The 21,322-nt window shown below is 49.1% G+C and carries 10 protein-coding genes; 9 read left to right on the top strand and 1 reads right to left on the bottom strand.

The window, feature by feature from the left end; genetic code table 11:
- Positions 1–13 precede the first annotated feature (13 nt).
- The 7 genes from FGT79_RS25385 to FGT79_RS32310 all read left to right on the top strand — a co-directional run bounded on the left by FGT79_RS25385 (position 14) and on the right by FGT79_RS32310 (position 16,157).
- Positions 14–2,350, top strand: coding sequence for a glycoside hydrolase family 95 protein (locus FGT79_RS25385; RefSeq protein WP_138755640.1), 2,337 nt, complete (start codon positions 14–16; stop codon positions 2,348–2,350).
- A gap of 145 nt (positions 2,351–2,495) precedes the next feature.
- Entirely contained in the window at positions 2,496–4,796 is a 2,301-nt protein-coding gene (locus tag FGT79_RS25380) for an AraC family transcriptional regulator (protein WP_138755639.1), read from the top strand.
- A 36-nt stretch (positions 4,797–4,832) separates the two neighbouring features.
- Positions 4,833–6,461, top strand: a complete 1,629-nt coding sequence (locus FGT79_RS25375; protein WP_138755638.1) for an extracellular solute-binding protein — start codon at positions 4,833–4,835, stop codon at positions 6,459–6,461.
- Between the two features lie 334 nt (positions 6,462–6,795).
- A complete protein-coding gene (locus tag FGT79_RS25370; RefSeq protein ID WP_246096617.1) occupies positions 6,796–7,728 on the top strand; it encodes an ABC transporter permease in 933 nt (310 codons plus the stop codon).
- 15 nt (positions 7,729–7,743) lie between these two features.
- Positions 7,744–8,667, top strand: coding sequence for a carbohydrate ABC transporter permease (locus FGT79_RS25365; protein WP_138755637.1), 924 nt, complete (start codon positions 7,744–7,746; stop codon positions 8,665–8,667).
- A gap of 100 nt (positions 8,668–8,767) precedes the next feature.
- On the top strand, positions 8,768–10,435 hold the full coding sequence (locus FGT79_RS25360) for an extracellular solute-binding protein (RefSeq protein WP_138755636.1): 1,668 nt from the start codon (positions 8,768–8,770) through the stop codon (positions 10,433–10,435).
- 85 nt (positions 10,436–10,520) lie between these two features.
- Complete coding sequence (locus tag FGT79_RS32310) at positions 10,521–16,157, top strand: X2-like carbohydrate binding domain-containing protein (RefSeq protein ID WP_138755635.1); 5,637 nt, start codon at positions 10,521–10,523, stop codon at positions 16,155–16,157.
- A gap of 220 nt (positions 16,158–16,377) precedes the next feature.
- On the opposite strand, the gene FGT79_RS25350 is transcribed toward FGT79_RS32310, so the two are convergent.
- A complete protein-coding gene (locus FGT79_RS25350; RefSeq protein WP_138755634.1) occupies positions 16,378–18,354 on the bottom strand; it encodes a beta-galactosidase trimerization domain-containing protein in 1,977 nt (658 codons plus the stop codon).
- Positions 18,355–18,488: 134 nt separating this feature from the next.
- Between FGT79_RS25350 and FGT79_RS25345 the strand changes: the two genes are divergently transcribed.
- Together FGT79_RS25345 and FGT79_RS25340 are read left to right on the top strand one after the other, a co-directional pair.
- A complete protein-coding gene (locus FGT79_RS25345) occupies positions 18,489–19,382 on the top strand; it encodes an AraC family transcriptional regulator (protein ID WP_138755633.1) in 894 nt (297 codons plus the stop codon).
- Between the two features lie 179 nt (positions 19,383–19,561).
- Positions 19,562–20,770 carry an MFS transporter gene (locus tag FGT79_RS25340; protein WP_246096616.1) on the top strand — a complete coding sequence of 403 codons (1,209 nt, stop codon included), beginning with the start codon at positions 19,562–19,564 and terminating at the stop codon, positions 20,768–20,770.
- Positions 20,771–21,322 lie beyond the last annotated feature (552 nt).

Here is a 21,322-nt window from a genome sequence, read left to right as displayed (position 1 = left end):
AGATGGGTGCAGCATGAATCAAGCGAAGCTTTGGTACAACGGGCCGGGAGCAGACTGGAAACAAGGATTGCCGATTGGAAATGGTAGAATAGGCGCTGTTCTATATGGAGGCGCATTGCGGGAAACATGGAGCATGACGGAGCTGACGTATTGGTCGGGTCAAGCAGAGCGAATTCCGGGCAATGCGGACGGGAAGGCAGCGCTTGGTCATATGAGGGAAGCTTTCTTCAAAGGAGACTATAATGAAGGAGACAGGCTGGCCAAGCAAGCGCTGCAGCCTAAGAAACAAAATTTCGGCACGAATCTTTCCGTTTGCGATATTACCCTTCAGTTCGCTCAGGATGGGGAGCAGTTAAAGCGCGAGCTTTGCTTGGACGATGCCGTCGCAACCGTTACCTACATGAGCGAGGGCAGTCGGTTCACAAGAGAAACATTTGCAACCCATGCCGACGGCATCGTCGTGTCGCGATTAACGGGTGAGCAGCTGGGAGGGGTTTCTTTCTCGCTCTCCGTGAAGGGGCGCACGGGGCATTTCTCAGCAGTCGTAAAGAATGATGATTCCATCGTATTCTATGGGCAAGCAACAGAAAGCATCCATAGTGACGGGAGATGCGGCGTTTTTTGCCGGGGGCAAGTCAAGATTGCAGCCGAGGGTGGCAGCATTCGAAGCAATGGCAACGAGATTGTCGTTGAAAATGCCGATGAAGCCGTTATCTATTTTGCAATTCATACGGATTACCGCCAAACTGACGAGCAGTGGACAGCGAGAAGCGAGGAGGAGATCGCTGCGGCTATCGCCAAAGGCTATACAAGACTCAAAGCGGATCACATTGCGGACTACAGAGCCTTATATGCTCGCGTGTCGCTCAGCCTCGGAGATAGCACGAACGACAAGCTGCCTACGGACGAGAGGATGCGGAGGCTGCAGAAGGGGCAGCAAGATGACCCGGGCTTGATTACATTGTTTTATCAGTACGGCCGTTACTTGACAATTGCTGGATCGCGCGAGGATTCACCGCTGCCGCTGCACTTGCAGGGCGCATGGAACGACGGAGAAGCGAACCGGATGGCTTGGAGCTGTGACTACCACTTAGACGTCAACACGCAGATGAACTATTACCCAACTGAAATAAGCAATTTGGCAGAATGCCATGTTCCGTTAATGAATTATATTGAACGGCTATCCGCTTCAGGCAGGCAGGCTGCGCAGGATTTCTACGGCTGCGAGGGCTGGGTAGCCCATGTATTCTCGAATGCATGGGGTTTCTCAGCACCGGGCTGGGAGACGGGCTGGGGGCTGAATGTGACGGGAGGACTTTGGATCGCCATGCATCTGAAGGAGCACTATGAATATGGACGGGATGAATCGTTTCTAACGAAGCAGGCGTATCCGATCATGAAGGAGGCGGCAGCGTTTTTCCTTGATTATATGACGGTGCATCCAGATAGCGGCTGGCTGGTTACAGGGCCGTCGAACTCGCCAGAGAACAGCTTCTATACGAGCAACCGCGCTGAAGGCCCGCAGCAGCTGTCGATGGGCTCAACGATGGACCAAGTGCTAGTTCGGGAACTATTCTCCTTCTGCTTGGAGGCAGCCGAGCTGCTGGAGACAGACAGTGAACTGCAAGAGAGGCTGAGAGCGGCAATCTTGTTGCTGCCGCCCTTGCAGATTGGGAAAAGAGGGCAGCTGCAGGAATGGTTGGAGGACTATGAGGAAGCGCAGCCGGAGCATCGCCATCTGGCACATTTATACGCCTTGTATCCAAGCAATCAAATTACGCCGCGCGATACACCAGAGCTAAGCGCTGCAGCCAAGCAAACACTTATTGGCAGAATGACGGATGAGCTCGAGGATATTGAGTTTACGGCAGTATTGTTCGCGACCGGCTTCTCTCGTTTGTTAGATGGAGATCGTGCACTGAGGCATATTAACCACTTGATCGGGGAGCTTTGCTTCGATAATATGCTGACTTACTCGAAGGCTGGTGTAGCTGGAGCTGAGACGAATATATTCGTCATTGACGGCAATTACGGAGGAACAGCAGCGATCGCGGACATTCTTCTTCAAAGCCGCACAGATGAAATCCATCTGCTCCCAGCCCTTCCGAGTGCATGGGCAAGCGGTGCTTTCAAAGGCTTGCGGGCAAAAGGAAATGTCGAGGTTGATGCAGCTTGGGAGAACGGTGTGCTGACGAGCGCATCCATTCATGCATTCTCGAAGGGTCGAACGAACGTACGGTTCGGAGACGACGCAGTGTCGCTCGCGTTCGAGCCGGGTTACACCTACAAGCTGGATGCCGATCTTCAAATGACGGAGCAGCGAGCGGCTGTTAAGTCAGTTGCGAAATAAACGAATCAGACAACTACGTGCTTTAATTGTAGTTGTCTTTTCGTATCATTAGGTTATGATGAAGAAACAGCTCATTGCATAATAGGCAAAGTTACATTTATTGACCGCATGTAAGCGCTATTATATAGAGAAGGGTGGGTTGGACGTGCCGAAGCATACTACGATCTTTCGCAAATTTCTCGTATCCTATTTAATTATATTAATTATTCCAAGTATTGCTGGTTTTGTATCCTATCGCACCTCCATTTCGGTGACGCAATCCATTTCCATTGAGAATAGCGTTACACAGCTGCAGCGAAGTCAAGAAATACTAGAGAGAAGGATGGTCGAGGTTGAGGGCTTTACTCGTCAGCTTGCTTTGAACCCGGACTTAAATAAATTGATGAATGAGAGGAAGCAAGGCGACGAGGTTAATGTATACGGCATATGGAGCATGGTAAAGCAGGTGACTCCGTTCAGCCAAACGAATGATTTTCTGCAAAACTATTTTATCTACTTAAATAATTATGACGTTATATTTACGCAGGGCTCGGCCTATTTCCGTCCGGAGCATTACTATCAAAATTTTCGATATACGGAGCTTACGCTTGAAGAATGGAAGACGAGCGTGCTAGGCCGAACGCATCGCAGCGAAATTATGCCGCTCAGCTCCTATATGAGCAACTCCAAGCAAACCTCAGTCATCACGTATATGCAGTCACTTCCTCTTGACAGCTTCAATGGTTCATCTCCGGCTACTGTAGTCGTCATTATTAATGAAGAGAATATTTCCAATTTGTTGGCGGGCTTGGAGGATCGGTACGGCGGGTGGGCTCATATTAGCGATGCCCAGGGGAATACAATCGGCTTGCGCGGTATAAGCGAAGAGAATGCCAAACGGCTGTCATCGGACAAATCGCTCGATGCGTCTCTAACCAGCCAGTTTTATCAGGATGATCTAGTCATCACCATTCACTCCGACAAGAACGGCTGGACCTACAGAGCGGGCATTCCACGACAGGTGCTGATGGAGAATGCGAATCAAATTAAGTATATTACATGGCTGGTTACCGGTATCGCCTTAGTACTTGGTTTACTTGCAGGTATGCTGCTGTCTTATCGAAATAGTGCGCCGATTAATCGGCTTCTAGGTGTAATGAAGGAGCAATTCGGCAAGGACGGTATTTCAGAGCGGAACGAATACGACTTCCTACACGGCAATATATCCCATATGATTACGAGCAACCGTCAGCTTGAGCATGAATTGAACCGCCAGCTTCCGCTCGTGCGCGATGGGTTTCTGAAACGGCTGATCGCAGGTGAATTCCACACAGCCGAAGAGATTGGGGCTGCTGCTGCGCAAGCGGATATGAGCTTTTCATCTGGCGTGGGCTATGTCGGTATTTTGCGTATTAACGGTTATTCCGGAATGGACACCGTGGACATTTTGAACGAGCTCTCGGCGGCAAGGCTGATTCTGAAGCAAGCGCTGGCTGAGCAAGTGAGTGGACTACCGATGACAGACTTAGGATCAGACCGAATTGTTATGATTTGGGCGGCTCAGGCGGAGGAATCGGTTCACGATGTGCTAAGGCAGCGAATAGCCGATATGCTGGAGCGGTTGACTCAAGTTGCCTACAATGAATACAAAATATCGATTACAGCGGCATTTGGAGATGCCTTCGCCATGATGATGGATGCAAGCCACTCTTACGAGCAAGCGAAGCAGACGATAGAGTATGCCGAATTTGCCAGTAAACAGAACATGCTTTGGTTCGGAGATTCGAGGCTAGAAACAGCTACTTATTATTATCCGCTCGACATTGAGCAGCGACTGATCAGTACCATTCGAGCAGGTGATCCAGATGAGGCTAATCGTATGGTGTTATCTGTAATGGAGAAAAACACGGAAAATCAACAGCTATCTCCAGAGATGAAGCAGCAGCTCATAGGAGAGCTGAAGGGTACACTGCTCAAGCTTCTCGATCAGAAGGCATTTATGGAATCTGACCTGCTTCATACGCTCAAGAACCAAATTATAAGTATCCAAGCATCTGATGTATTGAGCGTTATTCAAGAACAGCTTAGTGAAACGGTGCAAGCCTTGTGCAGCGTCATTAACAGCAAGAAAAACCATGCCCACATTCAAACGGTTGAGGCAATCAAGCGATTTATCGCAGAGATGTATGGCGACTCTGAGTTGACCTTATACCGAATTGCCGAAAAGGTGGAGCGTCCGGAGAAATATATTTCTCAGTTGTTCAAAGAAGTGACGGATATCAACGTGTCGGATTACTTGGAGATGATTCGAATCGAGCAAGCATCCTTCCTGCTTCGGACAGATGCTTGCACGGTCGATGAGATTGCCGCGCGCGTTGGCTATAACAGCTCGCACTCCTTCCGCAGAGCTTTCAAGCGTGTGATGGGTATTGCGCCAAGCTCCTATAGGCAATCGATTAACATATAAGCATTCGGCTGCGCAGCCTGCAAGGAGTGAGAGAAGATGAGTAAGAACTGGATCAGCATAGTAGCGGTTCTATGTGTTATTGTACTGCTGCTGACTTCTTGTGAGCGGGGAGGCACGGCTAGCGAAGAGGATAGCAGCTTGCCTTCTCCAGTAGAGATCAACGTGTTTGCCCATCAGGATACGAGCATTGATTTGCCTACGAATGATTTCACCAAATTGCTGGAGCGCAAATTCAATGCTCACTTCAATTGGGACAGCGTATCGCCTGACGGTGCCAAAGAGAAACGACAAATTTCGCTGGCTGGCGGCGACTATCCAGATGCGTATATATTGACCGCCTATATTGATCAATTCTCGCAGTCTGATTTGCTGAAGTATGGCAAAGAGGGAGTCATTCTGCCGCTCAATGAGCTCATAAACGAATATGCCCCCCATATCAAGGCAGCAATGGAGAAGGATGAAGGCTTGAGAGCGTTTAATACGGCCCCTGACGGCCTTATCTATGGCCTTGCTGCCTATAGTGAGTGCTTCCATTGCTCCTATCCGAACAAAATGTGGGTCAATACGAAATGGCTCACGAACCTTGGACTCACGATCCCGAGGACAATCGAAGAGTTTAAGGCGATGCTTGAAGCGTTCAAGAACAGGGATCCGAACGGCAACGGCCTGTCTGATGAGGTACCGCTAAGCGGTTCAATCGAGGATTTCGGCGTGCGGGTTATTCCTTATCTGATGAACGGGTTTATTTATGATGATGACCATAATTATTTGGCAATGAGCAATGGGAAAGTGGATACTGTGGCGAATAAAACGGAGTGGAAGGCTGGCATTGCCTACATTAAATCGTTATATGATGAGGGTCTCATTGATCCAGGGGCATTCATTCAGAACGCGGATGCGTTAAAGCGAATGGGAGACCAGGCAGGCACGTCGATACTCGGCGCGGCAGCAGCGATGCATCCGGCTATTTTTACGAGTGAGCGTCTCAAGGACTATACCCCTATTCCTCCCCTTGTCGGACCGTTCGCATCCCATGCCACCTTCGACGGAGGGGGAATTCAACCGGGAGCGAAATTCGTCATTACGAATAAAGCAAGCAAGGAAGCACAAATCGCTTTAATTCAAATGATCGATTACATCTACACGCCGGAAGGACAGACGAACGCCCAATCGGGCTTGGAGGGCATTGGCTGGAGGAAGCCGGAAGCAGGTGAAGCAGCGCTTGGCGAGGGTGCCCAGCCCCAGTTTGTCAGTCTTATTCCTATCAATGAAACGAAGTCTACGAATTCTGGCTGGAGTGGAATGGCGCATTTCTATATGCCAAGGGAATACCGCGACAGCTGGGTAGCCAGCAAAGATATATATGCGATTGACGGCTATGAGCGAAGACTAATGGAAGCCACGCAACTGTATGAGGGTCATGAGCCTGCCGAGATGTTTCCGATCTGGACCATTTGGCTAGATCCGGCGGAGGCAGATGAAGTGGGAATCCTGCAGACGAATGTGTCTAACTATATTGAACAAAGCACGCTGCAATTTATAACTGGCGATTTGGATTTGGACAAGGATTGGGACAGTTACATCGCCGGGCTAGAAAGTACACAGATCGGACGTTATATTGAAATGATGCAGAACGCGTATGACCAATCGGCAACAAGCAAATAGTGATTGAATTCGAAATCTCGGCTGCCCAGCAGTCGGGATTTTTTTGTGTTGCGGAGCTTGTCTCTATACCTAAAAGTGAGCGTTTACATCTCTAAAGCAGTCGGAGGCGAGCGCGAAGCGTGTTCAGCCCGCCAAACCTGATAAATGTACGCCAATACGGCCAGTTGCCCCCTTCAAAACGGGGTTTTTGTACGCCAAAAGACGCAACTGTACCTGTTTCTGAACAGCTATTATCTACTATGATCAGTCGTATAGAAAGCGCTATCATACATCAGCAGGTAGTCACTTAGGGGGGATTGTTCTGGGAAAAGAAATCACATTAACGAACAAGCAGTTGAAGGTAAAGGGCAAGCGGAGCCTTGCCGACGAAGCGGTTATAAGCTTCAAGAAGCATTGGCAGCTGTACCTCATAATAATACCGCCAGTATTGTTTTTCCTTATTTTTAAATATTATCCGATGCTGAACGCTGTACTTGCCTTTAAGGACTACAACGTGATTAAAGGCATATGGGGCAGCCCGTGGGTGGGATTCAAAAACTTTCAGTTGTTCTTTGATAATCCCATGTTCTGGCCGCTCGTCAAAAACACGATCTATGTCAGTGGTTATTTATTGCTTGCAGGCTTCCCGATTCCAATCATACTAGCGCTAATGCTGAATGAAATTCGTAACGGCCGGTTCAAAAGGACAGTACAACTGGTCACCTTTGCACCGTATTTCATCTCCACAGTCGTTATGGTATCGATTATTATGCTGTTCCTTGCGCCAAGGCTCGGTTTTGTAAACGTCGCTTTGAACTATTTCGGACTGGACTCCATCAACTTTCTGGGAGAAGCGAGCATGTTCCGCTCGATCTATGTCTGGTCGGATATATGGCAGACAGCCGGCTATTCTGCGGTTATATACTTGGCGGCACTGTCGGGTATTGATCCTACGTTGTACGAGGCTGCCAAGGTGGACGGGGCATCCCGTTTCCAGAAAATTGTTCATGTAGACATTCCGGGCATTTTGCCGACGATCACCATTATTCTCATTCTGAATGTGGGCAGCGTTATGGCGATTGGCTTCGAGAAGATCTACCTGCTTCAAAATCCGCTCAACAAGGTGAATTCGGAAATTATTGCAACCTACGTTTACAGCGTCGGGCTGCTGAATGCCAATTACAGCTTTGCAACGGCGGTCGGCTTATTCAATTCACTAATCAATTTGGTCTTACTGTTCGTCGTCAACGGCTTGGCGAAAAAATTCACGAAATCGAGCATTTGGTAAAAGGGGAGTGCGCCTATGGCATCATCAAAAATAGCAACGCAGCAGGCACCAGTCAGGCAGAAAATAAAGGATTCAGCTGGCGATAAAATCTTTTTGTTCGTTGTTTACACGGTTCTTGCTCTGGTGTTAATCGCGGTTATTTATCCGCTCATTTATATTCTTAGCAGCTCCATCAGCAGTCCGGCAGCTGTTACGTCAGGCCGAGTCTGGCTATGGCCGGTTGATATTTCGTTCAAGGGCTTCCAGGTGCTGTTCGATACACCGCAAATTATGAAGGGCTACGGCAACTCGATCTTCTATACGGCGGCTGGAACGATGATTAGTGTGGTGCTCACGGTCATGATTGCGTATCCGATGTCACGCAAATCGTTTTTTGGGCGCAGTGTCATTATGATGCTCATTACGTTCACCATGCTCTTCAGCGGAGGCTTGATTCCAACTTATATGGTTGTAAGGGAGTTTGGCATGATCGATTCCAGATGGGCACTGCTCATTCCGAATGCGGTCTGGGTATGGCAGGTTATTATCGCTCGTTCCTTCTTTCAATCGTCCATACCGGATGAACTGTTCGAAGCCAGCGAGATCGATGGCTGCAGCGATATTCGGTTTATGCGCAGTGTCGTTATCCCGTTATCCAAGCCGATTCTAGCTGTGCTTTTCTTGATGTACGGGGTTGGCCAGTGGAATGCCTACTTCGATGCGTTGATTTACCTCAAATCGGCGAACCTGTTTCCGCTGCAGCTTGTGCTGCGGAGCATCATTATCATGAACAACAGCGCAAGCGTCACCGACGCTTTGAAGCAGGTGGAGAGGCAGCAGCTGTCCGAGCTGCTTAAATACGCGCTAATCGTCGTTGCGACGCTGCCAGTGCTCATCATTTACCCGTTCGTGCAGCGTTATTTCGTACAGGGGATGCTGGTAGGGTCTGTGAAAGGCTAATGATCCGCACAGCTTGGAGGGGAGGTGGTCGCTTTGTAGTGTAAAGGCAAGGAGAAGCAGCAGGCATACAGGAAACGATACGAAAAGGGAGCGATCTAAGATGAAAAAGAAACTATTTGGTTTGTTGGCAATCGTAGTGGTGGCAAGCATGATGCTAGCCGCATGTTCGCAAAATAATAAGCCTTCCAATACGGCCACCAACGCGCCGGATTCTCAAACGGAACAGACGGAAAATACCGCACCGGTTGAAGTTACACTATTCGCCGTTCAAGAGCCTAACATTGATCTGGCAACGAACAAATTCACTAAATTCGTAGAAGAAAAATTCAATATCAAGCTCAAGTTCGAAACGACTCCGCCAGACGGTGCGAAGGAGAAACGTCAAATTTCGCTTGCGAGCGGAGACTATCCTGATGCGTACATGCTCCCAGGTTATGTGGATCAGTTCACACAGGCAGATGTAGTGAAGTACGGCAAGCAAGGCGTACTTGTGCCGCTGAATGATCTAATCGACAAATATGCGCCTAACATTAAAGCGGCAATGGAAAAAGACTCAGATTTGAAAGCGTTTAACACAGCACCGGACGGCAATATTTATGGTCTTGTGGCATACAGCCAGTGCTTCCATTGCTCTTATCCGAACAAAATGTGGATCAATACAAAGTGGTTGGATAAATTGCAGCTGGAAATGCCGAAAACACCGGAAGAATTCAAAGCGGTATTGTCGGCGTTCAAAACAAAGGACCCTAACGGCAACGGCGTTGCTGACGAAGTGCCGCTCAGCGGCTCGATCGAGGATTTCGGCGTACGCGTTATTCCGTTCCTCATGAACGGCTTCGTCTATGACGACGATCGCAACTATTTGAACCTAAATGGCGGCAAGGTGGAATCAGCAGCGCTTAAGCCGGAATGGAAAGAAGGCTTAACGTACATCAAATCGTTATACGATGAAGGTCTGATCGATCCAGGCGCATTCGCACAAAACTCGGAAGCATTCAAAAAAATTGGCGAAAACGGCGACGCTCAAATTCTTGGCGCCGGTGCTGGTATGCACCCTGCTATTTTCGTTAACATCGATGTAGGCAACAAAAACTCGGCAGATTACAATCCGGTACCACCATTGACTGGCCCGCACGGCTCATTCGCTACTCATGATGGCGGCGGTGTTGCACCTGGAGCGAAATTCGTCATTACGAACAAAGCTTCTGAAGAACAGCAAATTGCTCTCATTAAATTAGTTGATTACATGTTCACTGAAGAAGGTCAAACGAACAGCGCTTCGGGTATGGAAGGCATCGATTGGAGAAAACCGAAGGAAGGCGAAGTTGCACTTGGTGAAGGCGTAGAGCCGAAGGTCGCAACCATTCCTGCGGTTGAGGGCGAAGCACCGCGCAATGCAGGCTGGAGCGGAACAGCTCACTTCTATATGCCGCGGGAATACCGCGACAGCTGGGTTCAAGGTACTGATATTTATGATTCTGCCAACTATGAGCGCAGATTGTATCAAGCGACGCTTCAATATCAAGGTCACGAGCCGAAAGAGCTATTCCCGCTTTGGGCGATCTGGATCGATAACGCTGAGGTTGACGAGGCGAGCATTCTGCAAACGAACATTAAATCTTACATTGAGCAAAACGCGCTGCAATTCATTACCGGCAACAAGAGTCTCGAGAAGGACTGGGATTCTTACGTGAAGGGTCTTAAGGATCTGAAGATCGACCGTTACTTGGAAATTTTGCAAAAAGCGTATGATCAATCCTTTAAGTAAGGCATAGTCACTTCAACTACACAGGATCAGGTTTTTATTGCGAAATAAAAGCCTGATCTTATTTTCTAAAAAAAGGAGATTTATAATGACTCTAACTACGGGGAAAATGCGGCTATGGCTGCTCGTTATTGTTCTATTCGTTACCCAATTAGGACTTGTGGCACCGAAAGGAAACGTAGCAGAAGCGGCCGATAACGGCCTTGCGGCAAAGCCTTATATGGGCTGGAGCAGCTATAGTATGCAGGTATATACGAATAATGGGCATTGGATTACCGAAGCCAATATTAAAGCGCAGTCCGATGCGATGCATGAGAAGCTGCAGGACTACGGGTATGAATACATTAACATCGATGCAGCTTGGAACGGTGGAATGGACGAGTATGGGCGCCCGATTCCGAGTACGACGTTGTACCCGAATGGCTTTCAAGAATTAATTGATTATGTCCATGCCAACGGACAGAAGATCGGTATCTATGGCATTCCGGGCTTATCGCCACAGGCATATGATCAGGATCTGCCAATCTACGGAGCTCCAGGCTGCTCGATGCAGGATATAGCGGCACAGCCTATCCAAGAATCAGATTATTGGGGGCTTGGCTACAAAATCGATTTCAACCAGCCCTGCGCGCAGAGCTATATCGATTCAATAGCTAACCTTTACGGTGAATGGGGTATCGATTTCTTGAAATTCGATAGCGTTACTCCAGGCTCAGGCATATCGGATCTCTCACTCGATGCGCGTGACGACGTGAAGGCATGGGCGCAGGCGCTTGCTCCGCATGATATTTGGCTGGAGCTTTCATGGGCGCTCGATATCAAATACATCGATTATTGGAAGCAATATGCGAACGGCTGGCGCGTCGATTGGGATATTGAGTGCTATTGCGGCACTGGCGGCTTAACGACTTGGCCAAGCATTGCGAGGCTCTTCCCGATTGTAGAGCAATTTTGGCGCCATGCGGGGCCGGGGGGCTGGAATGACTTCGATTCCTTGAATATCGGAAACGGAGCGATGGACGGCATCACGCCTGACGAGCGCAAGACAGCGATGACATTCTGGGCGTTATCTTCAGCTCAGCTGTATATCGGGAATGATATGACGAATTTGGACGCGTATGGACTTGAGCTGTTGACGAATGAAGAGGTCATTGCAGTGAATCAGGCCGGCCGGCCGGGCCACCCTGTCTCGACTGCTACCGAGCAGCAGGTATGGTATTCCAACAACGGAGACGGAAGCTATACAGTCGGGTTATTTAATCTAGGTAGCTCGGCAGCGACAGTTCATGTGAATTGGAGCGATATTGGTATAACGGGTCCTGCGAAGGTTCGTGATCTGTGGAGTCACGAGGATCTCGGAACATTCAACACAGGCTACAGCTCTATCAATCTAGCATCACATGCTTCGCGGTTGTTCAAAGTGGTAGCGCAGGACGGCACGACAACTGCAAATGATGATGATACCGGCATGAAATATACAGGTGATTGGACGCGCAACGGCGGACAAGAGCTTGCTGGCGATAAGCAGAATATCGTAATTAACGTGACGGATGCTGCTGCGCAGAGCAGTACAATTAGCCCGACAACGGCTTCCTTTAACAAAAAGGATTCGGAGCAGGCAGATGTATTAACGACATTAACACTTAACGGCAACACGCTTGCAAGCCTCTCGAACAATGGAGCCGCGCTTGCAGCCGGTACAGACTACAGCGTTACGGGCAATGATGTGACTATTAAGAAGGAATATTTGGCAGGCAGATCAGTAGGCACGACGAATCTGACCTTTGTCTTTAGCGGAGGAGCTTCGCAATCCTTGGCAATTGCCGTGAGCGACACAACAATTAGGAACAGCCGAGTTACACCCGGGACAGTAAGTTTTGATAAGAAGGCAGGCGCTCAGTTCGATGCAGAGCTAACGCTTTCGCTGAACGGCAATACGCTGACAGGGGTGGAGCATGGCGGTAACACACTCGCTCTAGGCACCGACTATACCGTATCCGGCACGCAATTGACACTCAAAAAGGCATATATGAATACGCTCTCAACGGGAACGTCTGAGTTAACTTTCTCATTCAGTGCTGGTTCGCAGCAAAAGGCTTCATTAGTCGTGCGCGATACGTCGGTCGGCGGCTCGATATCGATTAACGATGATGATGCTTCCATCGTCTATACAGGCGGCTGGAATCGCAGTTGGAATCGCGGGCTTGGCGATTATATGGATGATGTACACTATGCAGAAGCGAATGACAATGATTATTTCACTTATACCTTCACAGGAACAGGCATAGAATTCATTACTGAGCTGGACCCTTCGCAGGGCGATGTGGACATCTATGTCGATGATCAATTCCAGCAAACGATTAGTACGTCTAACCTTGGACGATTGTCACAGCAGCCTGTGTTCAACATCACAGGTTTGGCAAACGGAACACATACAATCAAAGCGGTGAAGAAATCGGGTTACTTCTTACTGCTGGATAAGCTCCGCGTCAGCGTGCCTGACTTGATCAGCACGAGCACGGGAGACTTCGATAAAGCGGCAGGACAGCAAGCGGATATTACGATTACAACAACGGGTGCTGGCAGTGGACTTAGCAGCATATCCAGTGGTGCAGGTGCGCTCGTATCCGGTACGGATTATACGGTGTCGGGTAACACGGTAACACTGAAGAAGGAATATTTGGCGACCCAGCCAATCGGCACAACGAGTTTAACCTTCGCTTTCAGCGGCGGAGCCGTACAAACGTTTACCGTTGCTGTAACCGATTCCTTGGCGTCGAACAGCACGATCAGCCCTTCAGCAGCAAGCTTTGATAAGAAAGCTTCCTTGCAGGCTGACGTTGTTACTGCGCTGACGCTGAACGGTAATACACTAGCCGGTATTACAAACGGCGCCGCGGCGCTCGTATCGGGTACCGATTATACGGTTGCGAATGATGAGGTTTCCATTCATAAGGCTTATCTTGCTGGTTTGCCTAATGGCACAGCCAATCTGGTGTTCGGCTTTAGCCAAGGAGCATCGCAAACGCTGACGGTTGCAATCAGTGATACGACGGGGCAGAACAGTACGCTGAACCCAAGCGCGTTAAGCTTTGATAAGCGAGCGGCTGCACAAACAGACATTGCGACCAATATCTCTTTTAACGGAAACAGCTTAATCGGAATTGAGAATGGAGCATCAGCGCTGCAAGCTGGCGCGGACTATCTGATAGCTGGTGATCAGCTAACGATTAAGAAGGAGTACCTTGCGGGCAGGTCGAATGGCATGACGAATTTGACCTTATCCTTCAGCGGCGGAGCGGCGCAGACGCTGGCGATTGCTGTAAGCGATACGTCCAGAGGACGCTATGTTTCTGTGAATAATAATGATAGAGACATTTCATACACTGGCGCTTGGCAGCACGGCAGAAACAGAGGTCTTGGCGACTATAAGGATGATGTGCAATACACCGAGGCGAACAACGACTATTTCGAATACACCTTCGAGGGTACGGGGATCGAGATCATTACGGAAAAGGATTCATCACAAGGCGATATCGATATTTATGTAGATGGTGTATTCAAGCAAACCATCAGCACCTACAATGCAAGCAGACAAATCCTGCAAACGGTATACAGCATTGAAGGACTGGCGGAAGGTACACATACGATTAAGGCCGTTAAGAAATCAGGCTACTACATGCTGCTGGATCTGTTGAAATACAGAATAGCTGATATGATCAGCCCGGATTCAGCCGGCTTCGACAAGACCGATCAGGCTGATGTGACAACGACGCTTCAGATTGACGGCAGCAACCTGCTTGGTGTTGCTAACGGTGCTACTCCGCTTATTGCAGGCACGGACTATACCGTTTCGGGTAGTGAAATTACGATTAAAAAGGAATATTTGGCGACGCAGCCGGACGGTGCAGTAAGCCTAGCGATTTCCTATAATGGCGATTATCTTGGTGATTTGCACGGTACAGAGAACAACGACGATTATGTGGAGTATTCGTTTACAGGTACGGGCGTAGCTCTACTTTCGCCTAAGTCACCAGATCAAGGCGATGTGGATATTTATGTAGATAATGTATTCAAGGGAACAGTGAACGCTCATCACGATAGCAGATTGACGCAGCAGGAGATTTACAGCGTTACTGGTTTGACTAATGGTTTCCATACGATTAAGGCTGTGAAGAAGTCTGGTGACTATATGCTGGTTGATGGTGTGAAATTTCAGGTGAATGCCGCGACGCTGCCATCGGCAACGCCATCACCTACTTCTTCACCAGCAGCAACACCAACACCGACAGGTACACCAATAACGACAGATGAACCAACAGATGAACCGACAGCAACACCGACAGCAACACCGACAGCAACACCGACAGCAACACCGACAGCAACACCGACAGCAACACCGACAGCAACACCGTCCGCTGCACCAAGTCAGACGCCTTCATCGGCGTCTGGCACAGGCGGGAATACGAATGCTGGCAAAGAGGAATTAACCATTGAAGTCGGGAATGCAGTGAAAACGGTTGTGACAAGAGCGCAGCAGGCAGATGGTAAGAAGCAAGATGAGGTTACGTTGACAGCGGAGCAAGCACGCAAAGCAGCAGCTAGCCTGCAAGCAGCTGGTAATCACACAGCAAGCCTCGTTATTCCAGATTCGAAGGATGAGGTTTCGCAAACACTTGTTAAGCTCCCGAAGGATGCAAGACAAGCGCTTGCGGATGAACATATTGGCTTAGAGATTGCGACTAAGAACGGTAAAATAATCGTGGGAAGCGATGCGCTGGCAGCTAATGCGGAGGATTTGTATTTCCAGCTGACGCCGGTAAAGGATGAAGCGAAGAAGCTTGAAACGACTGGACGAGCAAATCGGGAGGCGGCAGTCAGAATTGTAGCGGGCAAAGAGCAAGCAACGGTTGTTGGCCGTCCGATGAGTATTGAAACTAATGCTCAAGGCGGTGAGGTCACAATTGTTTTGCCACTGGTTGACGTCAAGCTCACAGAGGAAGAGTTGAATGACCTAGGCGTATATATCGAGCATAGCGACGGGACTGTGGAACTGCTGAAAGGAAAAGTTGTTACGTACAACGATAAAGGAGACAAAGGGCTGCAATTCACGGTTCATCATTTCAGCCTGTTTACACTCATTCATGCTTCAGGCCTGAAGGATTCAAGCTTGGGAGTTGCCTATATGAATGGCTACGAGGGGAATCATTTCAAACCTGACAATAAATTGACTCGGGCAGAGATTGCTGCGATATTGTCCAGAATTGCAACTCGGGAAGCTGCAGTAACATCAGAGGTATCCTATACCGATGTGCTTGCGACGAACTGGGCCAACGATGCGATTGCGAAAGTAACGGGAATGGGCTTGATGCAAGGCTACGAGGATGGCAGCTTTGGTGCAGGAAAGTCGATTACTCGTGCCGAAATGGCTAAGCTTGTATCTGCGCTGATTGGCGATTCGGATAAACAGAGCACAGGATTTAGTGATATTTTGGATCACTGGGCGAAGGCCGACATTGAGAAGGTACAGGCTGAAGGAATCATTAAGGGATATAGTGACGGCACATTTAAGCCGAATCAGCCGCTCACACGAGCGGAAGCGACAAGCATCATCAACAAGGTGCTGGGTAGAAGTGCAGCAGTCTCTTCCGTGCAGTCGCCATGGCATGATGTGACAAGTTCACATTGGGCTTATGGCGACATTGTGGCAGCAACGATTGAGTAGACGGAATACCCCAGAGGCTTTCAGCCTTTGGGGTATTTTTTTTTATAAACGGATAGTCAGGAGCTATGAAGCCTTCCCCATCTTGTACATAAGCAGGATAGCAGCCGATATCAAGATTAAAAATGTGCGCTTATGGGGTCAGATTGTCGTAAGAGTGAATTCGAAATGATGCTGTAAGAGCATTTGCTCACTGCTTTATATTAGAAATAGTGGCACAAGGCTAACACTGTAAGACGACCATCTGATGGCATGACCATTGTGGAATGGTGTAACGTACACTGCCGTTCTCCTGCGTGAACGGGAGCGGGGTATTCTGTGGTGCCAAATAAACCTCGCGCACGGGTTCAGTTAGGGCAATGGTAACCTCCGTATTCAAAACGGGCGGCAGATCCTCAATCACCTCGACATGTTGCCCGCGCCGAACAGGAGATGCGTACAACGAATGATGAACGAATCGATTGTGTGATTGCTGGGCTTGAAGCGTTGTTATGCCTTGAGCAGGCAGATTTGTACGCAGCCGCTTGTTCGGCAGTAGGCGATCGAGCGCGTAACAAACGATTTCTTTGACGGGCAGGCTGCCCTTGAGCGCATAATCCTCAAACACATTCCAAGCGATATAGATGCCGTCCGGTCCTTCGGTTACGCCAGGTCCTGCATCCTGCAAGTCGGAGGGCGTATGCTGGTGAGAACAGAAAGTGAACAAGTCCCTGTTGAAATACGAGTTTTCCTTGCTGCCGTGAGAGATGCCTCCTTGTGACAAGGCAATCTCTTGCCCTTCGGTATACAGGACGAAGGAGGCATTTCGAAGAGACGGCAGTTCAAAAGCCGGCTTGAGATAGGAGGGCATAGAGGAGGAAACACCTCTCCATTCCGCGCCTAATTCAAGCTCGAAGCAGGTTCCATTCATCGATAATCCAGAGCGTCCGGTGGCAAGCACCTTGCCTCCTTGGGTCAAGAAGGTGGTCAGCCTCTCTTTTAATGCTTCGGTTAGCGTAATCGCATCAGGCAACACAACGACTGCATATTTAGCTAGATCAGCCTGTACATCAATCACATCGAACAAATAATGACCCTCCAGCAGTATTCTGACTGCCCCGATATCGGCATGCTTGCTATGATCATCAATCGCTCTGCCGCCAGGCTGTATGGAGGCAGCTTCGACGGACAGCAGCGCGATGTCGGCTATGGATGCTGCAGCTAGGCACCATTCCTCCTTCGCTTTAACTTCTTTGTAAGCTTCGCCGATTAACGCATAGGTGGCGTGATCCATGAGCCCGCTTGGGTGAAGCTGATCGCCTATCGAGCAGCGGGCACCGTTCGCAAGGCTAAGCGCAGCTTCATACCGAAGAGCATTCGGATGCTTGTATCCGCCAAATTCTCCCCACGAGGTATGGAACTTGCCAGTCATGCCTAAAAAGTCGAGACCCAAGGTTTGCGCATACCGTGCTGATAATGGAAAATGGTCATAGCCCCAGCCGCCGGTAGGCAGTGATTCGAGCTCCAAGTGGGTATTGAGATGAACCAGATCTCGGCGGCCTCTGTCGACATGGCTGCTATTATGAAATACCGGCAGACTAGGCTTGACGGCATGGACGGTTTCATTCATCCGACGAGCATAGCTGAAATAGGTTTCTTCCCAAAGCTTCTTCATATCATCTAGGCTCCGCGGATCAGATCCGCGCTTGCGAATCTCGGTTACGCAATTTTGACAATAGCACTCGCGAATGCCAACAATATCAAGGAAAATACCGTCTGCATCGTAGTTTGTGACCACCTCATGGACCTGAAGTGCGAGCACTTCTAAGTAGGGTGAATTCATGCAAAATTGATGATAGCCAGGTGTCATGAAATTCGGCGACCAGTTCGTTTTTTCATTCTGATCGCGAATGAGCCATTCCGGGTATTTGCGGGCAAGCTTCTGGTCTAAGCCGGCGGATAAGTAAACAGGTGTCTTAACGCCAATCTCATGTGCGGCTTCAATCTGCGAGCCAAGCAAGTCGAAAGCCAAATGCGGGTGGATTTCATTGGCTTCAGATGGGTGGTAAGCCCAGCCGTGATGGCATTTGGAGAACACGGTGATTGAGTCGACGTGGCCAATCCTCAGCATGTCTTGGAATTGTTTTTTGTCAAAAGCGCTGCCGATATTTTTAATGGCTTCAGAAGTATGGAAGTCGAGATGAACTTGACGAAATCTCATAATTGGAGTCCTCCAGTAGAGTGAAATGAATAAGATGATATCTACCACTCTAATCGATTAGAATCATGGATACAGCTGACAATTTCGACTTTCTATAGTACAATTTCGGCATCTTATATCAAGGAGTGACAAGGATGCTCATGCTTGAATTCCAAGCTCCGCCGTTCCCACTGTTAGCTGCTGTTGGACATGCGCTATGGCAGCCTGGGGTTATGCATGCCAAACGTCAATTTGAAGTGTTCGATCTGCTTGTTTGCACCAAAGGTGCACTATATATGGAAGAGGATGGCGTTAGCTACGAGGTTCTTGAGGGTATGCTGCTCGTGCTGGAACCAGGGAAAACGCATCGCGGCTATCGGCCATCGGAGCTGGATACGGAGGTGTTTTGGATTCATTTTGACTACCCACAGTCTGATTCGAAGTGGTTGTTAATGGAGAAATCGAGCTGGCAGCAGCCGCTGCTTAGGCGTACGGATCAAGATATCGTTCCCCCGCCATCAACGATACATATCCCTAAATTCGCAGCGGTCGATTTGCGAACGCTAACTCCGCTTCTGAATCAGATGATTCAATTGCATCAGGTGCTCACAAGGCAGCGTGCGTTCGAGCTGCAGGTTCTGTTCGGGGAGTTTCTTATTGCCTTGCAGAAAGGGACAATCAGGAATAGCTCGCAAGCCCGCTCGTATTCGCTGAGCGAGCAGGTGGCTGCTTATTTGGAAAGCCGTCTAGAGGAGCCATTCGATTCCGAACAGATGGAACGTGAGCTTCATTATCATTTTGACTATTTGGCGCGATGCTTGAAACAATATACGGGCATGAGCCCGATGCAGTATCGGCATCATCTGCAGATTGAGCGCGCGAAGCGGCTGCTTGCCCATTCCGAGCTGCCCCTCAAAGCAATCGGAGCACTTTGCGGACTTGCGGATAGCACGTATTTCACGCGGCTGTTTAAGAGGGAAACCGCGTTGACACCTGGCGAATACCGCAGACTGAATCAAGTTTTTGTTCCGAATGAGGGTCTCTTGTAACGCCAATGCTGCTCAAGGTTCAAAAAACCTTATTACGCTTGATTTAAGGAACATTTCCCGCTGCTTTCCTTGTTTATGCGCCCCTTTGTGGTTTTTGAACAAATGGTAAAGGAGGCGTATAGTGGGTATTAGTGTATGAGCATCGGAAAAAGTTAAAGCGTACAAGGAGGTTAACCGGTTTGCAGTCATGGCAGCGTACAATGTGGATTTTGTGGTTTGGCGTTTTATTTTGCAGCTCAAGCTATACGATGTCCGTGCCCTTCCTGCCGTTGTTTTTGTTCGATCTTGGCGTACCGGAGAGCTCGGTCAACCTATGGGCGGGCATTGTGCATTCCTCGGCGTTTTTAGTTGGAGCGGTGATGGCTCCGCTCTGGGGCATGCTGGCGGATAAGTACGGAAAGCGGAAAATGGTTATTCGGGCGGGCATTAGCTTAGCGTTTATTTATGCGTTGATTGCCTTTGTACAAACCCCGTGGCAGCTCGTCGGTGTTCGGATGCTGCACGGTTTCGTCGGCGGTTTCGTTCCGGCATCGATGTCGATTGTAGCTACGATCGCACCGAAAGAAAAGCTTGGCTGGAGTCTCGGCATGATGCAGGCAGGTGCGATGACGGGTGGTATTCTCGGACCGTTGTTCGGAGGACTGCTGGCACAGGCATTCGGCCTGCGCAGATCGTTTGTCGCAGCAGCTATCATCATCCTAATTGCGACAGTAGCGGTTATTATTTGGGTAAGGGAGAAAAAAACAGAGCCTCAGACGCAGAAAAAACGGGAAAAACCGGTGACGTATCGTATGGCTTTCCGTAACCGGGCTCTAATGAGTATGCTTATACTGCTTGCGCTCTTTCAGCTCTCTATTAACATGATCCAGCCACTGCTGACGCTGCATATTGCGAAGCTTCAGGGCGGCCTGCAAGGGGCAGTGCTGTCAGCAGGTTTTGTTCTTTCTCTTATTGGAATCGCAGGCATACTGGCCTCACCAATATGGGGCAGGCTCGGTGAGCGCCGTGGTTATCATCGAATTCTTATCACCTGTTTGCTTTGCGCGGGCTTCATTGTTAGTATGCAATTTTTTGTGCAGGATCTATGGCTGTTTGCGGTCGTGCAATTTGTGTTTGGCTTGTTCATGGCAGGCATATCTCCAATTGTGAATACGCTGGTCGTGCAGAGCACGGATGAGCAATTCCGAGGACGCTCCTTCGGATTAACGACGAGTGCGAACCAATTCGGTTCGATGCTGGGCCCGCTTATTGGCGGGCTGCTTGGTCTAGCGGTTGGCATCCATTGGATATTCGTAGCCACCGGCATGATTATGTTCGCTGCCGGCATCGGCGTGTGGCTGCGGCGCAGACATGAGCTGAGTCAGGAGCGCAAAACGGCAAGGGGGTAGTCGACAGATAGATGGAGTATCGGTTAGACGCAGTAACTCATCTCCGTCCCTTGCACCCAATGCTGCTCATAGTTGAAAAAAGGGCCGACTCCAAAGTCGATGTGAAAGCTTCAACTCTCACTTGTATAGTCAAATCATATGAGTGAAAAAGCTTCAGCTTGGTTTTGCTCTGCGCTATCGTAGTAGGTACGCTGCACAAAGTGCAACAGAACCTATATAAGCAGCAGTACCTAGGGGCTACGTTGTATAAAGTACAATGAAAAACATAAATTTCCGTAAAAGAAACCTAAATCCGCTGATCCCATTGCAGAAACTACAGTAGAGGGAAAGCTCAAGCATGCTCAGAAGTCATTACGTTGCACAAACTGCAGCGTAGGACTGGAATACACAGGTGTGTCTGGCATTATCTAAGTAGAAAAGCACAACCCAAAAGAGCAGGCTGCCGCGGCGGTCTGCTCTTTCGGCTGTTTTCACCATGCATCGATTCATATCGCGGCTTCGTAAGCCGATAACTATACAATCTATTTTTTATGATATAGTGTGGTTGTCCAA

The organism is Paenibacillus sinopodophylli, assembly GCF_005930355.1.
Lineage (GTDB): Bacteria > Bacillota > Bacilli > Paenibacillales > Paenibacillaceae > Pristimantibacillus > Pristimantibacillus sinopodophylli.
This window is presented reverse-complemented; position numbering and strand designations above follow the sequence as displayed.

Bases quoted from the DNA above. Each gene is read 5' to 3' on its own strand.
- FGT79_RS25385 (WP_138755640.1), top strand. From the start codon at position 14: ATGAATCAAGCGAAGCTTTGGTACAACGGGCCGGGAGCAGACTGGAAA.
- FGT79_RS25375 (WP_138755638.1), top strand. From the start codon at position 4,833: ATGAGTAAGAACTGGATCAGCATAGTAGCGGTTCTATGTGTTATTGTA.
- FGT79_RS25365 (WP_138755637.1), top strand. From the start codon at position 7,744: ATGGCATCATCAAAAATAGCAACGCAGCAGGCACCAGTCAGGCAGAAA.
- FGT79_RS25360 (WP_138755636.1), top strand. From the start codon at position 8,768: ATGAAAAAGAAACTATTTGGTTTGTTGGCAATCGTAGTGGTGGCAAGC.
- FGT79_RS32310 (WP_138755635.1), top strand. From the start codon at position 10,521: ATGACTCTAACTACGGGGAAAATGCGGCTATGGCTGCTCGTTATTGTT.
- FGT79_RS25350 (WP_138755634.1), bottom strand. From the start codon at position 18,354: ATGAGATTTCGTCAAGTTCATCTCGACTTCCATACTTCTGAAGCCATT.
- FGT79_RS25345 (WP_138755633.1), top strand. From the start codon at position 18,489: ATGCTCATGCTTGAATTCCAAGCTCCGCCGTTCCCACTGTTAGCTGCT.